Genomic DNA, 15,213 nt, shown 5'->3' with positions numbered 1-15,213 from the left:
TTCTGTTGCCAGAACGGCACAGATTGATTACGGGCATTGATCCTCTCCATTCGAGCCGTTGATATGTCCTTGCATCCGCTTCGCATCGCGCTTTACCAGCCCGACATTCCCGGCAATACCGGCACGATCCTGCGCCTTGCCGCCTGCCTCGGCCTCGCCGTCGACATTATCGAACCGGCGGGTTTCGATCTTTCCGACAAGAACCTGAAACGGGCTGGCATGGATTACATCGCCGCCGCCACGCTGACACGGCACGTGAACTGGGAGCGATTCGAGGAAACAAGACGCGCGGCAGGACGGCGGCTGGTGCTGGCCTCGACCAAGGCCGCCGAGCCCTACACGCGCTTTGTCTTCCAGCCTGGAGATACGCTTCTGTTCGGACGCGAAAGCGCCGGCGTACCCGACCACGTGCACGAACGGGCTGACGCACGCATCATCGTGCCGATGGTCGAGGGCCAGCGCTCGCTGAATGTCGCGATGTCCGTGGCGATGATATCCGGTGAGGCGATCCGCAAGATCACGCTCTGAAGCCGAAAGCGTCCGTCACGCGGCAACGTTTCCATAGGCGTTTTCGCCCCGGGCGGTTTTGAGCGCCCTCGCCCACCATTTCAGCCGCCGCAGCATGACCTGCAGACCGGCCTTGGCTTCCGCCGCCTTGAAAGGATTGCCGGCGCTATCGAACTGCGCCCAGACGTTGGAGAAGCTGACACTGTCGCGGATGGTGACGGCGTGCAGTTCGGCAAAGACCTGTCGCAACTGTTCGACGGCGCGCAGGCCGCCGGAGATACCACCATAGGAAATGAAGCCAACGGGCTTGGCATGCCAAGGCTCATATGTGCTGTCGATCAGTTCCTTGAGCGCTGCCGGATAGCCGTGATTGTATTCCGGTGTCACGACGATGAACGCATCGGCCTCGGCGATCCTGTCTTCCAGCGAAGCCTCGTTTTCCGCGGGGTTCTCGCTGGCGTTCTTGAGCTGCAGCGGATCGATCAGCGTCACCCGGAAGCCGCTTTCGGCCCAGAGTTCCGTCAGCGCCCAGTTGACGACGGTTTCGCAGAAGCGACCCTGGCGGGCGCTGCCGTAGACGACGGCGATGGTCAATTTCTCGTTCATGCGTATGCGAGCTCCGTTGCTGATCCGATGGAGCCCATGTTATAAAACCTCAACTAAAGTTGAGGTCAAGCCGAGTGACGGAAAAAAATCATTCTGAAAATCTGCGCCGTGAATTGAGCGTTGGAGAAGTCGCCACCCGCAGCGGGGTCGCGGTTTCGACGCTGCATTTTTATGAAACCAAGGGGCTGATCAAAAGCATGCGCAGCCAGGGAAACCAGCGCCGCTATCCGCGCAGCGTGCTGCGCCGCATCGCCGTGATCAAGATCGCCCAGCGCACCGGCATCCCGCTCGCCGATATCCAGAAGACGCTCTCCTCCCTGCCCAGCGACCGCCCCTTGATGGCGCGCGATTGGGAGCGTCTGTCGCGGAATTGGAAGGCGGATCTCAACGAACGAATCGCCAAGCTGACGGCCCTGCGCGACCAGCTGACGTCCTGCATCGGCTGCGGCTGTCTGTCGATGAGCGACTGTCCGCTGCGCAATCCCTATGACACCCTGTCGGAAAAAGGGAACGGCGCCTACCTGATCGAACATCCGGAAGAATAGATTTCGGAGTCGTCAACGCGACGATACCGTTCCCTTATCCGCACGCGCCAGCCGGCTCAAAGCCAGCATGCTGACAAGCGTGCCGAGCGCGCAGAGCAACGCAAACGCCAGAGCGGCACGATTACCATAGGCGCTGAGCACCATCGTGAAGAAGGGTGGAGCCGCAGCAAAGGCGAGATTGAGCGGCAGGGCCAAGCGCGCAGCGACAACGGCGTAGTCCGCTGGCGCGAAAAACACCAGAGGCATCGTCGCCCGGCCGACGGACATGGCACCGCTCGACAGACCGTAGAGCAACAGGAACAGAAGGATCGACCATTCGGCGCCGCCACCGAACGCCAGAACCAGCAGACACAGCGGCATGACGGCCGCCGCTGCCAAACTGGTGGTCAGCCCGTTCCAACGATTGCCGCCGAGAAAATCGAACAGCCGGGCCGACATCTGGACTATACCGATGGCCGACCCGAAGCCGACAGCCAGATACTCGGCAACACCGAAACCGCGGAACAGGTCGATGATCACCAGCTGAAAACCCCAGGTAACGAAGCCGTTGAGCGCGATTGCCGCCGTGATGAGGAAAATGATCCGACGTCCCTGTCCGCCATGCACCGGCGCGGTTTTTTCCACTGGGTTCTCACAGGACGGACGGCCTGGTTTCGGCAAGGCGAAAAAATGCAGAGGCAAGCACACGAGCAGCATCAGGAAACCATAGATGATCGACACGCCACGCCAGCCAAACTCCGACTGCAGAAATCCGGTGACCGGCCAAGACAAGCTGGGCGCCAGCGCCATGAACAACATCTGCGCGCCGATTGCCCGCCGGGCACCCTCGCCCGCCAGTTCAGCCAGAAACACATGCGCCGATGTGGTGAGGCACGCTGCACCGGCGATGCCGAGGATAGCCCAGGCCGCGAAATACAGTTCGGCACCATTGGAAGCAGCCAATAGCAACAGACCGGGCGCCGCCAGCACTGAACCACCGGCAAGGACGAGCCGAGCGCCGTATCGCCGGTAAAGCCGTCCTGTCAACGGAGAGCAAAGGCCCATCACCACCAGCATCACCGTTGGCCCGAGGAAAATGGTGCCTCGACTGAGCCGCAGGTCTGCAGCCATCGCCTCGCCGGTCACGGAAATCGCCATGAACATCGCGCCCCAAGCGATGATCTGCGTGATCGACAGGACGACGACGGAACGCAGGATTACCGGGCGCGAAACGGTCATGCGGTGACTTTGGGAAGAGAGGCTCGAATCGAGCAGGGAATGGACGCCATCACTATGGCGCGGCCCCATGCGAAGGCAAGGCGGGAAAGCTCAATCGGCGGTTGGCAGGCGCCGCATGGTAAACTCGATCTGGTCGCCATCGAGCTGCCGCCAGCTTTCCACCTCGGTCCAGTAGGCCGCTTTCGGCCAGGCATCGAACCACTCTTTCGCCTTCTGACGCGCATCGCCGCGGTCGAGCCGAAAGGTCTCGCGCACAAACAGGCTATCGCCACCCCGCGCGGTGCCGTTGCGGTGCCGGTCGATCTGCCGCTTCAGCCCGTCCAGCGGTGGTCCTGCGGGTATTCTCGCCATGAGCTCACCTTTCATCAGTGGAGCCTCTTGCGCCAAGATAGGGAGATATTCCTGCATTTGCGAGTCGGAAATTCGGCTCCGGTTCCTGTGACACAACGACCGAACTACCAGTCGGCCGTTGCCAACGAAGGCAGAAATGTGAGAGGTCAACCCGAACGCGAAGCGCGCTGTTACGGCCGCTTCCAGCACTGAATAACAGGAATACGCCTATGGAACGACCAGACCTGCCGCAGGGATTGCCCGCGGACATAGAGGAAAAGAAATCGAAGGCGAAAGCCTGGTTTGAGACGTTGCGTACCGGCATCTGCTCCGCATTCGAGACGCTAGAGGACGAACTGACCGGCCCGCTGTCCGATCGCGAACCCGGTCGTTTCGTCGGCACGGACTGGAGCCGGGACGAAGGTGCCGGTGGCGGCGGACGCATGTCGATGATGGAAGGCCGCGTCTTCGAAAAGGTCGGCGTGCACACGTCGACTGTGTATGGCGAATTCTCGCCGGAATTCCGCGGCCAGATACCCGGCGCGAATGAAGACCCGCGCTTCTGGGCTTCCGGCATCTCGCTGATCGCCCACCCCGTCAATCCAAACGTCCCTGCCGTTCACATGAACACCCGCATGGTCGTCACCACAAGCCATTGGTTCGGCGGCGGTGCCGACCTGACGCCGGTGCTCGACCGTCGCCGCACCCAGGTCGATCCCGATACGCTTCTCTTCCACAAAGGCATGGAAATCGCCTGCCGCCGCCATCCGGTCGCCGACTATCCGCGCTTCAAGGACTGGTGCGATGAGTATTTCTTTTTGAAGCACCGCAACGAACCGCGCGGCACGGGTGGCATCTTCTTCGACTGGCAGCATTCGGGCGAGGAAAAAGGCGGTTGGGATGCCGACTTCGCCTTCACCCAAGATGTGGGCAAGGCCTTCAGCATGGTCTATCCGAAGATCGTGCGCGCCAACTTCAACAATCCTTGGACGGAAGAGGACCGCGACGAGCAGCTGGTGCGCCGTGGCCGTTATGTCGAGTTCAACCTGCTCTATGACCGGGGCACGATCTTCGGCCTGAAGACCGGTGGCAACGTCAATTCCATCCTGTCGTCAATGCCGCCGGTCGTTCGCTGGCCCTGACTGCCCTCTGCTCAAACGAAAAAACCGGCTGCGCGAACGGCCGGTTTTTTGTTTCAGGGAAATGGGAAGATCAATCGCAGATACGGATCTTCTTGATGCGCAGGTTACCCCACTTGTCCCAGCGCTTCACCTTCTTGATGTAGCAGGACGGCTCGTAGTAGCCGCCGCCGTAGTAACCGCCATCATAGAAGCCGATCGAGACGCTGCCGCCGTGATGATGGCCATGGTGGCCATGATGGCCGTGGCCGAAGCCGATGGAGAAGCCGCCGGCCTGTGAGGGAGCGGCAAACGAAACTGCTGCGATAACGGCGACAGTGGCGGAAATGATGACCTTGCGCATGATGGTTTCTCCTCTGTTGGTTGCTGATGAGTTCGTCTCATCCAGTGACCCAACAATCTCATGGCCCGCTTATCTGCGTTGTTTCGAATGGAACAAGCCCGAACAAAACGGTTTCAGACGCGTTGTGACGTGGAATTCAACGCGGGAGAACGCTGTCATGGTTTTCAAGGAACGGACATTTCACGGCAAGGCGCCGGAGGAGATTTTTCCGCAAGGCTACGCTGACCTCGAAACGAGGGTTGCAGACCGGCTAAGCCTTGTCGACGGTCTGGATGCGTCCGATATCACGGTTGTTTCCAAGGGAAATACGATCATGCTCGACGGCACAGTTCCGACAACAGAAGAGATCGAAAGAGCCTACGAGGCTGCAATCTCGGTCCAGGGCGTTGCTGAGATCGTCAACCGTGTGACGGCTGTTTAGGATTAGATCGCCTTCAACGTCCAGTGAACGATATCGGCCGACACATCGGCGAAGGCAGCGTCAAGCGCCTTGACGAAGGCCGGATTGCCGCTGCCGCTGACGGGAACTGTCGCGCGGAATGCCTTCTGGGCGCGCACCGTTCCGTTGCGGTCGTTGACGATCTTGGCGAAAATCTCGACGATCGCCGTGTCGGCACCTTCAGTGGAGATTTCGAACGAGCGGATATCGGTGATGACCTGAAAATCAATCGCCAGCCCCTCGCCCGGCTTGCCGACGCCGCCGATCTTGCCGGTATTCTCGAAGGCTTGGACGAGTTTCGACTGCACCATTTTCGGCAGACGGTCGCTCCACTGCGAATCGGCGAGATACTGGATTTCAGAACCGGAAAGACGAATCACGACCTGATCGCTGTCGAGCGCCTTCAGCGCCGTCGGTTCGGGAACGAGGATCTGCTTGGCTGTCGATGCCGGACCTTCAACAACCGGAGAAGCCGAGAGGCCATAGGTATCGTTGTTTGCCTTGCCGGCGCAGGCTGAAAGAGACGCGGCCATCAACAAAACTGTGCAGGCCCGGATCAATCCCGCCTTCGAACCAAACAGCACGTCCGGAAAATTCATTTCAAACACAATCCTTCGTCAATCAGCAGCAACTTAGACACTGATCCCGCCAAAACAAGCCCTAAAGCGGCATCTCTGTCCTAAGGTGAGGCAGAATCCGGACCGGGATTGCAGCCTTGCCACGCATGGAACCACCCGTGTGGCAAAGCCTGATTCCGGTAAAGACATCAACTGTCTCGAAACAAATCTGGCCGTCCCATCAGCGACGGGTTCGCCCGTCATACTGTTTGACGGTTTCGCCACCGAAGAGAAGCCTCTGCGGATCCTTGTCGAAGGTCGAGATCGTCGTATCGAGCGTCTTCACTGTTCGCCTTGTATCGCTGACCAGCGCCTCGATATCCCTCAAACCCGAACCGGAGAATCGCTTGAGATTGTCGGCGATCGGACCGATCTGCGCATTCAGGTTGTCGGCAACCTTGCGGAACGACGCGAGCGTGGCACGCGCATCGGCCGAGAGTGACGGCGCATCGGCATCACCAAGGAAGCCGTCGAGCTTGACCAATATACCGTCGACGCGGCTAGAAGCAGCATTGAGCTTATTCGCCATCTGCGTGACGTCGGTGATCGTCTGGTCGATGTCTTTCTGGCGCCCCTTGATGCGCTCGGCAAACTCTGCAATCGAAGCGACCGTCTTGCGCGCGTCGGCGCTGGCCGCGGAGATGTCATCGACGGTGCCGGCCACCTTGTTGCTGTCGATTGCCGCGATCAGCGTATCCACCCGGTCAAGGCTCGCCGTCGCCTTCTCGCCGAAGCGCTGATAAGTTTCGGCGGTCTTCTTGAAGCTTGCAATGGTATCGGCAACACCGCTCGAGGCAACGCTCAGATCATTGCTGATCTTTTCAACATTGCTAACGATATGGTCAATCTTGTTTGGATCGACCGACTTTACCAGCGTATCAGCGGCAGAAAGGGTCGAATCGAGCTTGCCGGCCGCTGCCGTGATCGAGGTCGACAGGGCGCTGACGCTCTTCAGGAACTTGTCGATGCCCTCGGAATTATCAGCGAGCGATTTGGTAAAGCGGTCGGCGTTGGAGATCGTATTGGTCAGTGGACCACGGACATCCTTGACGAAACCCTGGATATCGCCGATCGCGCTGTTGGCCCGATCGAGAATCTTGTCGGCGGTCGCCAGCAGACTGGTCACGCTCGACTGGTCGGCAGTAATCTGTGCGGATTTTCCGCTTTCCAGCGCCTTCTGCAGGATGTTTTCATCACCCTTGTTGCCGCCGCTGAGTTCGATATAGGCGGCGCCTGTCAGGCCCTGGATTTCCAACGTCGCCGTGGTCGATTTCAGCACCGGCGCATCCACGGAAACTTCGGTCACGGCAACGGAATAGCGCGGATCGTTGGAGTTGATGGCGAGATTGCGGACGGAGCCGACCGGAATACCATTGAAACGCACCGGCGAACCGACGCTCAGACCGTTGGCTGAGCCGGGAATGCTGACAACCAGTTCCACCATTTCGCCACTGCGGCCATATTGGGACATCCAGTAGACGAAGCCGAAGGCCGCGAAGATGACCACGACGGTGAAAAAACCGACGATGGCGTAGTTGGCTTTTGTTTCCATTGCTACCGGTACCCTTCGGAGACGCCGCGCATGCGGCTCCCTGCTTCAATCACTCTTTCGAAAACGGAGGCGGACTTCATGCCCGCAAGCCGTCACGAGGCCTTCTTGTGGTCGTCACGGACGATCGAGCGCGCGCGCTTGCCCTGGAAATAGGACGTCACCCATTCATCATCACAGGCGAGCATGTCCTCGATCGTTCCCTCGACCAGAACACGCTTTTGTCCCAGCACTGCGATCCGGTCGCAGACGGAAAACAGGCTGTCGAGGTCGTGAGTCACCATATACACGGTCAATCCCAGGGTGTCGCGCAGTTTGGCGATCAGGTTGTCGAACTCGGCCGCACCGATCGGATCGAGTCCCGAGGTCGGTTCGTCGAGGAAGACCAGATCCGGATCGAGTGCCAAAGCACGCGCCAGCGCCGCTCGCTTGATCATGCCACCAGAGAGTTCGGACGGAAACTTGTCTGCCGCCTCCGGCGCAAGACCAACCATCTCGATCTTCAGCCGCGCAAGTTCGTCCATCAGGTCCTGCGGCAGATTGAGATATTCCCGCATGGGAACCTGGATGTTCTCCCTGACCGTCAGCGAGGAAAACAGGGCGCCGTGCTGAAACAGCACGCCGAGGCGCATGTCGAGCGCCATGCGCTCTTCCTCGCTCACCGCGTCATACTCGACGCCGAGAATCTTGATCGAACCGGAACGGCGCGGCAGCAGCCTCAGAACAGTCCGCATCAGCACGGACTTGCCGGTGCCGGAGGCCCCGACAAAACCCAGGATCTCCCCGCGATAGATGTCGAGATTAAGCTTGTCGAGCACGATGTTGGAGCCGAAGCCAACCGTCAGATCCTGGACGGAGAGGATGACTTCCGCATCGTTTCGCGCGTTTTCCGCGGTCTCAGCCGCTGTTCCGTCTTCCGTGGCGTCCATCGTCCGAATCTCTTCCATCAGAAATCGATCGCCGCGTAGAACATTGCAAACAGGCCGTCGACCAGAATGACGACGAAAATCGATTTCACCACCGACTGCGTCACGTGCTTGCCGAGCGATTCGGCGCTGCCACCGACCTTCAGGCCCTCGACCGCAGCAACGACGCCGATGATCAGCGCCATGAACGGCGCCTTGATCATGCCCGCGAGCACGGAGGAAAAGTCCACGGCCTCCTGCAGGCGCGCCAGGAACGTGGCAAATGTGATGCCGGAATAGCTCCAGGTAACGACAGCCGCGCCGGTCAGCGCGGCAAAATTGGCAATGATCGTCAACAGCGGCAAGGCAACGGTCAGCGCGACAAGCCGCGGAAAGACCAGAACGCCGATCGGGCTCAGCCCCATAACCTTCAGCGCATCGATCTCCTCGCGCATCTTCATCGAGCCGATTTCGGCGGTGATCGCACTGCCCGATCGTCCTGCAATCATGATCGCAGTCAGAAGCACGCCGATTTCACGCAATTGCAGAATGCCGACGAGGTCGACGACAAACAGCTCCGCTCCGAAATAGCGAAGCTGAAACGCGCCCTGCTGTGCAATGATTGCCCCGATCAGGAAGGACATCAAGAGGATGATCGGCACTGCCTGGACGCCCATGCGGTCGATCTGATTAACGATTGCCGCCGGGGAAAGACCGCTGTGGCGGCCAAGCTTCAGCTGTGCGCCACGGACTGCCGAGCCGAGAATGAACATGGCGGCGACAGAATCTTCCCAGGCCGAAATCACGGCCTTGCCGATCGGCGCAAAGAATCGCGAGAAATTGAAGCCGCCCTTGCCCGTATCAACCGCCGGCTCAGGCAACTGCGCCGGTAGCGCACCCAGCAATTCGATATAACGGGGCGTGTCGCTGGTGAGCTTCGGATCGCCGATCTTCGTCAGGAAGCGGCGGATCACCCAGGCGCCTGCCGTATCCATGGCGGTAACGGCACTCAGATCCACTTCACTCGCCCCACCGCCCTTTGTTGCCAGTTGGTCGAGTCGCGGCATGACGGTGTGAATGGAGACGCTTCGCCAATCGCCGGTCAAGCGATAAACCCCGCTGCCATCGCTGCCAGCGTCTTCCAGCTGTATGTCAGTGTCGGTTTTGACTTGGGAACGCGTCACGTCTGTTCTTGTCTTCCGGAGATGGCTGCATTTGATAAAACGGTATCGACTCATAGCCGCTCGGGCACCATCTGTCACCGATTGAAACGTTTCCGAACCAAACGGCCGGTTGCTGAGATATGGATGCCACAGGAGAAACCATGAAACGCGTAATGACCACCGCCGTTGAACATTTCCCGATTGCAGGAAGTTTCACGATTTCCCGTGGCAGCAAGACGACGGCCTCCGTGGTCACATGCACGCTTGAACAGGACGGCTTCTCCGGCAGGGGCGAATGCGTGCCCTACGGTCGCTATGGCGAAACCATCGAGAGCGTGCTCGCGCAAATCGAAGCCGCCCGGCCATTCATCGAATCGGGCATCGGCCGCGAAACGCTGCGCGAATCCATGCCGGCCGGCGCGACCCGCAATGCCCTCGATTGTGCGCTCTGGGATCTCGAATCCAAGATCGACGGCAGACGCGCCTCCTCGATCGCCGGCATGAGCGAACCGTTATCTCTGACGACTGCCTATACGCTTTCCCTCGGTGAACCGGAGGCGATGGCCGCTCAGGCTGCGAAATACGCGCACCGCGCCTTGCTCAAGATCAAGGTCGGAACCGCGGACGATGCTTCCCGAATTCGCGCGGTGCGCGCCGCCGCACCAGATAGCGCCATCATCCTTGACGCCAACGAAGGCTGGACGGAGGACAATCTGGCCCATCATTTCGCCGCCTGCCTCGAGGCAAATATCGCGCTGATCGAACAGCCCTTGCCGGCTGGCAAAGACCGTTTTCTCGGAACGATCTCACGCCCCGTCCCGGTCTGCGCCGACGAGAGCGTGCACAAGACGGAGGATCTCCCGACACTCGCCGGGCTCTACGACGCCGTCAATATCAAGCTGGACAAGACAGGTGGCCTCACCGAAGCATTGCGCATGCGTGATGCCGCGCGCGCCCTGAACCTGAAAATCATGGTCGGCTGCATGGTCGGCACCTCGCTCGGCATGGCGCCGGCCATGCTTCTGGCGCAGGGCGCGGAATTCGTCGATCTCGACGGTCCGCTGCTTCTCGCACACGATCGACAGCCCGGCCTGCGCTACGAAGCCTCGCTGGTCTTCCCGCCACTACCCGCTCTCTGGGGCTGAAGAACCCAGGCAGCGAAGGCGGAACAGCAGCCGACGAAAGCGACCACGGACATCGTGTAGAAGCCGTCGACGCCGAGCCAAGTGTAAAAATAGCCTGAGGTGAAGGTGAAGATCGCGGAGAATATCCCGGTATAGAAGAAATACAGGCCTTGGGCCGAGGATTCCTGCTCTTCGGGCACCCGCTGCACCAGAATGTTCTGCATACCGGTGTGCATGATGGCATAGGTGAAGGCGTGGAAGCACTGCAGGACGAAATAGCCCCAAAATCCCATGTCCATCGGAAAGATGATCCAACGGACGACAGCAAGGATGCAGCCGGAGAAGATCATCGTCCACAGACTGAATCGGCGGATGACCCAACGGGCCGCGAAGAACATCGCCACCTCCGCCGCGACACCGGCGCTCCAGAGCAGCCCGATCTCGGTGCCGGTAAAGCCGATGTGCTGCCAGTAGATTGCGGAAAAGGCGAACAGCATCGCGTGACTGCCATTGACCAGCGTGACGCCGATGAGGAGCAGTTGAAGATCGAGTTTACGCAGAGCCTTCGGCGGCGGTTCGGTAAGCGTCGTCAGTGTCGACGGACGACGTGGCTTGCCGACGCGCGGTGCGATGAAGGTCATCAGGATCATCAGCAGGAAACCGCCTGCCATTGCCGGCAGCACCATAGCGCCGCCGAACCAGCCGATCATCACCCCGCCAAGCATGGTCGCGCCGATAAAGGCGACTGAGCCCCAGACGCGCATGGTCGCATAGTCGAAACCCCAGCGCCGTACGCCGGTCAGCGCGATCGCCTCGACGATCGGCACATAGGGCGAATAGACACCTCCCTGTAGCGCGTAGATGATCAGGACAAACCAGAAGCTGTGCGACACGAACAAAGCGAGCGCCGTCAGCAGAGACAGAACCGCCGACCAGATCAGGACCTTCGCCCGCTCGCCGATCCTGTCAGCAAGCAGGCCGACCAATGGCGCGGTAACAACGCGCACGAACATAGGAACGGCGAGGATGATACCGATCTCGAAATCGTTGAGCGACAGCGTGGTCAGCCAGACCGGAAAATACGGCATGGCAAAGCCATTGATGATCAGCGGCGCGCAGAACAACAAGGCAATGCGCGGCACGAAATAGGCCGGCGCTTCCTCATGAAACGGAGGCGGAGAGGAGGGAATCATGGAAAGACCTGAACAATATTCCCATGATCTATCACAGCGGCTCGGAAGGGCGCTAGAAGCTAGATTTCCCTACATCCTCAGCGCGTGTGCTTTTCAGGCCGCCTGTTGCGAAAGAGTCCGCGTCATGATCATTTCGACTTCGGACGTGTCTTCCTGAACGACCGGCACGCCACTCAGCTGCCGCCAGGTGATAAGCTCCATCGTGCCGTCATGATGCTCGGCGATCGCCGTGCAGCTTTCGACCCAGTCGCCGGTGTTGATGTAGCGGATGCCATCGATATCCTCCATCACGGCGTGATGGATATGGCCGCAGATGACACCATCCGCTTTTTCCCGGCGTGCTTCCTCGGCGACGACCTTCTGGAATTCGCCGATGAAATTCACCGCGTGTTTTACCTGCAGCTTGGCCCAGGCGGAAAACGACCAATAGGGCATCCCGAGGCGCCGGCGGATTGCCGACAGCCCGATATTGATGGCAATCGCCATGTCATAGGCCCAGTCGCCGAGATAGGCGAGCAGGCGCGCATTGCGAACCACGACATCGAACTCGTCGCCGTGCAGGACCAGATACTTCCTGCCGTCGGCGCCTTCATGCATGTGGCGCTGGGCGACCTCGATACCGCCGAAATGCACGCCTGGGAAGTCGCGCATGAACTCGTCGTGATTTCCGGGGATATAGATGATGCGGGTGCCCTTGCGCGCCTTGCGTAGCAGCTTCTGGATGACGTCGTTGCAGGGTTGCGGCCAGTACCAGCTCCGCTTCAGCCGCCATCCATCGACGATGTCGCCGACGAGAATGATGGTCTCGGCTTCGCTCACGCGCAGGAAATCGAGGAGATAGTCGGTCTTTGCCGCCTTCGATCCCAGATGGACGTCGGAAATGAACAGGGTCCTGAAGTGCCGGATGGCTGGCTCTTGCTCTTTCTTGGTCATGCTGCCTCGCAAAAGATCTCTCGGGCCTCTCTTTACCTCTCAAAAACAGACTCTTGTTTCAGGAGAATGACAGCACGACGACCCGTGGCTATATCCGGCAAAACACCTGTTCCGGAAAACCCGCCATAAACCGGCAGTCCGAAACTGTACGGACGGTTCGTTTCATGCAAAAAGAGCCGCGACAAAATGCGAGGATCATACACGATGAGCACCGGCGACAAGGCCAAGACCCCCACGGCTCCAGCAAGCGGCGACCTTGATGAACAGGCACTGTTCTTCCATCGCTATCCCCGCCCCGGCAAGCTCGAGATCCAGCCAACCAAGCCGCTCGGCAACCAGCGCGACCTCGCGCTCGCCTATTCTCCGGGCGTCGCAGCTCCGTGTCTTGCGATCCGCGACGATCCGGCGACGGCCGCCGACTACACGGCCCGCTCGAACCTCGTCGCCGTCGTCTCGAACGGCACGGCCGTGCTTGGCCTCGGCAATATCGGACCGCTCGCCTCCAAGCCGGTGATGGAAGGCAAGGCCGTCCTGTTCAAGAAATTTGCCGGCATCGACGTCTTCGACATCGAAATCGACGCGCCTGAAATCGACCAGATGGTCAGCGTCGTCTCGGCGCTGGAACCCACCTTCGGCGGCATCAACCTCGAGGACATCAAGGCTCCGGAATGTTTTGAGGTCGAGCGCCGTTTGCGTGAGAAGATGGATATCCCAGTCTTCCACGACGATCAGCACGGAACCGCCATCATAGTCGCCGCCGCCATCCTCAACGGCCTCGAACTCGCCGGCAAGGATATCGCGAAAGCAAAGATTGTCACGTCCGGTGCGGGTGCCGCAGCACTTGCCTGCCTCAACCTGCTGGTGACGCTTGGTGCAAAGCCGGAAAACATCTGGGTCCACGACCTTGAAGGCCTAGTCTATGTCGGCCGCGAAGTGCTGATGGACCAATGGAAGTCGATCTACGCGCAAGACAGCAGCAATCGCGTTCTCGCCGACAGCATTGCTGGAGCCGACGTTTTCCTCGGCCTCTCGGCGGCTGGCGTCCTCAAGCCCGAACTCCTCGCACAGATGGCAGAAAAGCCGCTGATCATGGCGCTCGCCAACCCCAATCCGGAAATCATGCCGGAAGTGGCACGCGCCGCCCGCCCGGACGCGATGATCTGCACCGGCCGCTCCGACTTCCCCAATCAGGTCAACAACGTCCTTTGCTTCCCCTACATCTTCCGCGGCGCGCTGGATTGCGGCGCCCGCACGATCAACGAGGAAATGAAGATGGCCGCCGTGCGCGCCATCGCGGCGCTTGCCCGCGAGGAGCCGTCGGATGTTGCCGCCCGTGCCTATTCCGGTGAAACGCCGATCTTCGGCCCCGATTATCTCATCCCCTCGCCGTTCGACCAGCGGCTGATCCTGCGTATCGCGCCGGCCGTTGCCAAGGCCGCCGCCGAAAGCGGTGTCGCCAACCGGCCGATCGCCGATTTCGACGCTTATCTCGACCAGTTGAACCGCTTTGTCTTCCGCTCCGGCTTCATCATGAAGCCCATCTTCGCCGCCGCCAAGAACGCCCAGAAGAACCGCGTCATCTTCGCGGAAGGCGAAGACGAGCGCGTGCTGCGTGCCGCACAGGTCCTGCTCGAAGACGGAACGGCACGCCCGATCCTGATCGGACGTCCGCACATCATCGAGACCCGCCTGAAACGTTACGGCCTGCGCATCCGGCCGGATACGGATTTCGAGGTGGTCAATCCGGAAGGCGATCCGCGCTTTCGCGATTATGTCGACGAGTATTTCTCGCTGGTCGGGCGTCTCGGTGTCATTCCGGAAGCGGCCCGTACGATCGTCCGGACCAACCAGACCGTCATCGGCGCACTCGCCGTCAGGCGCGGTGAAGCCGACGCACTGATCTGCGGCGTGGAAGGCCGCTACAGCCGCCATCTGCGCGATGTCTCACAGATTATCGGCAAGCGCGAGGGCGTTCTCGACTTCTCCGCGCTCAGCCTGTTGATCTCCCAGCGCGGCGCGACCTTCATGACCGATACCTACGTCACCTTCAATCCGACGGCCGAAGAAGTTGCGGAAAAGGCAATCCTGGCCGCTCAGGAAATTCGCCGTTTCGGCATCACGCCACGTGCCGCGCTTGTGTCTCATTCGAACTTCGGCTCGCGTGACTCCGAGAGCGCCTTCAAGATGCGCCGGGCGATCGCGATCGTCCGCGAACTTGCGCCCGACCTGGAGGCTGATGGTGAGATGCACGGGGATTCCGCCATTTCGGAATTTCTGCGCAAACGCGTCATGCCGAACAGCACGCTGTCGGGAGAGGCAAACCTTCTGGTTTTCCCGAATCTCGACGCGGCCAACATCACGCTGGGCGTGGTCAAGACAATGACTGACAGCTTGCATGTCGGTCCGATCCTGCTCGGAGCGGCCCTGCCCGCCCATATCCTGTCGCCATCGGTGACGTCACGTGGCGTGGTCAACATGGCCGCCTTGGCCGTGGTGGAAGCATCGCACCCGGCCTAAAGACAGCATGTGAGCCGGTCAACGACCGGCTCACATGCGCGATAAATGATCAAAAATACAATTTTAGGTTTATCAACGTATAAAA

General features: G+C 60.0%; 16 protein-coding genes. 6 read left to right on the top strand and 10 right to left on the bottom strand.

Annotated features, from left to right (window positions below):
• Nucleotides 1-69: 69 nt before the first annotated feature.
• On the top strand, nucleotides 70-528 hold the full coding sequence (locus tag ASG68_RS20900; RefSeq protein ID WP_112406626.1) for a tRNA (cytidine(34)-2'-O)-methyltransferase: 459 nt from the start codon (nucleotides 70-72) through the stop codon (nucleotides 526-528).
• Nucleotides 529-543: 15 nt separating this feature from the next.
• Here ASG68_RS20900 and ASG68_RS20895 read toward each other — a convergent pair whose 3' ends face one another.
• Nucleotides 544-1,113, bottom strand: a complete 570-nt coding sequence (locus ASG68_RS20895) for an NADPH-dependent FMN reductase (protein WP_062580645.1) — start codon at nucleotides 1,111-1,113, stop codon at nucleotides 544-546.
• A 74-nt stretch (nucleotides 1,114-1,187) separates the two neighbouring features.
• On the opposite strand from ASG68_RS20895, the gene soxR reads away from it, so the two are divergent.
• A complete protein-coding gene (soxR, locus tag ASG68_RS20890) occupies nucleotides 1,188-1,658 on the top strand; it encodes a redox-sensitive transcriptional activator SoxR (RefSeq protein ID WP_062580642.1) in 471 nt (156 codons plus the stop codon).
• Between the two features lie 12 nt (nucleotides 1,659-1,670).
• Here soxR and ASG68_RS20885 read toward each other — a convergent pair whose 3' ends face one another.
• On the bottom strand, nucleotides 1,671-2,876 hold the full coding sequence (locus ASG68_RS20885) for an MFS transporter (RefSeq protein ID WP_082478191.1): 1,206 nt from the start codon (nucleotides 2,874-2,876) through the stop codon (nucleotides 1,671-1,673).
• A 90-nt stretch (nucleotides 2,877-2,966) separates the two neighbouring features.
• Nucleotides 2,967-3,227, bottom strand: a complete 261-nt coding sequence (locus ASG68_RS20880) for a hypothetical protein (RefSeq protein WP_062580639.1) — start codon at nucleotides 3,225-3,227, stop codon at nucleotides 2,967-2,969.
• Nucleotides 3,228-3,436: 209 nt separating this feature from the next.
• Here ASG68_RS20880 and hemF point away from each other — a divergent pair, with 209 nt between their 5' ends.
• Nucleotides 3,437-4,348 carry an oxygen-dependent coproporphyrinogen oxidase gene (gene hemF, locus ASG68_RS20875; RefSeq protein WP_062580636.1) on the top strand — a complete coding sequence of 304 codons (912 nt, stop codon included), beginning with the start codon at nucleotides 3,437-3,439 and terminating at the stop codon, nucleotides 4,346-4,348.
• Between the two features lie 70 nt (nucleotides 4,349-4,418).
• Here the strand turns inward: hemF and ASG68_RS20870 are convergent, their stop codons facing one another.
• The gene (locus tag ASG68_RS20870) at nucleotides 4,419-4,688 is read right to left on the bottom strand and encodes a hypothetical protein (RefSeq protein WP_062602572.1); all 270 of its coding nucleotides are present in this window, start codon (nucleotides 4,686-4,688) and stop codon (nucleotides 4,419-4,421) included.
• Between ASG68_RS20870 and ASG68_RS33085 the strand changes: the two genes are divergently transcribed.
• A complete protein-coding gene (locus ASG68_RS33085) occupies nucleotides 4,675-5,109 on the top strand; it encodes a BON domain-containing protein (RefSeq protein ID WP_413814033.1) in 435 nt (144 codons plus the stop codon). The two genes, ASG68_RS20870 and ASG68_RS33085, sit on opposite strands and share 14 nt — an antisense overlap.
• A 2-nt stretch (nucleotides 5,110-5,111) precedes the next feature.
• Here the strand turns inward: ASG68_RS33085 and ASG68_RS20860 are convergent, their stop codons facing one another.
• From ASG68_RS20860 to ASG68_RS20845, 4 genes are all read right to left on the bottom strand, one after another.
• Entirely contained in the window at nucleotides 5,112-5,726 is a 615-nt protein-coding gene (locus ASG68_RS20860; RefSeq protein ID WP_062580630.1) for an ABC-type transport auxiliary lipoprotein family protein, read from the bottom strand.
• A 199-nt stretch (nucleotides 5,727-5,925) separates the two neighbouring features.
• Nucleotides 5,926-7,296, bottom strand: a complete 1,371-nt coding sequence (locus ASG68_RS20855) for an MlaD family protein (protein ID WP_062580628.1) — start codon at nucleotides 7,294-7,296, stop codon at nucleotides 5,926-5,928.
• A 92-nt stretch (nucleotides 7,297-7,388) separates the two neighbouring features.
• A complete protein-coding gene (locus ASG68_RS20850) occupies nucleotides 7,389-8,222 on the bottom strand; it encodes an ABC transporter ATP-binding protein (RefSeq protein WP_062580626.1) in 834 nt (277 codons plus the stop codon).
• A 17-nt stretch (nucleotides 8,223-8,239) separates the two neighbouring features.
• Entirely contained in the window at nucleotides 8,240-9,382 is a 1,143-nt protein-coding gene (locus ASG68_RS20845; RefSeq protein WP_062580623.1) for an ABC transporter permease, read from the bottom strand.
• Nucleotides 9,383-9,522: 140 nt separating this feature from the next.
• On the opposite strand from ASG68_RS20845, the gene dgcA reads away from it, so the two are divergent.
• Nucleotides 9,523-10,506, top strand: a complete 984-nt coding sequence (gene dgcA, locus ASG68_RS20840) for an N-acetyl-D-Glu racemase DgcA (RefSeq protein WP_062602570.1) — start codon at nucleotides 9,523-9,525, stop codon at nucleotides 10,504-10,506.
• On the opposite strand, the gene ASG68_RS20835 is transcribed toward dgcA, so the two are convergent.
• On the bottom strand, nucleotides 10,458-11,678 hold the full coding sequence (locus ASG68_RS20835; protein WP_062580618.1) for an MFS transporter: 1,221 nt from the start codon (nucleotides 11,676-11,678) through the stop codon (nucleotides 10,458-10,460). The two genes, dgcA and ASG68_RS20835, sit on opposite strands and share 49 nt — an antisense overlap.
• A 93-nt stretch (nucleotides 11,679-11,771) precedes the next feature.
• A complete protein-coding gene (locus ASG68_RS20830) occupies nucleotides 11,772-12,611 on the bottom strand; it encodes a UDP-2,3-diacylglucosamine diphosphatase (RefSeq protein ID WP_062580615.1) in 840 nt (279 codons plus the stop codon).
• Between the two features lie 204 nt (nucleotides 12,612-12,815).
• On the opposite strand from ASG68_RS20830, the gene ASG68_RS20825 reads away from it, so the two are divergent.
• Nucleotides 12,816-15,128: an NADP-dependent malic enzyme gene (locus ASG68_RS20825; protein ID WP_062580612.1), complete on the top strand. Its 2,313-nt coding sequence runs from the start codon at nucleotides 12,816-12,818 to the stop codon at nucleotides 15,126-15,128.
• Nucleotides 15,129-15,213: the final 85 nt, after the last annotated feature.

Origin of the sequence: Rhizobium sp. Leaf453 (genome assembly GCF_001425605.1) — a bacterium.
Classification (GTDB): Bacteria; Pseudomonadota; Alphaproteobacteria; order Rhizobiales; family Rhizobiaceae; genus Pararhizobium.
This window is presented reverse-complemented; position numbering and strand designations above follow the sequence as displayed.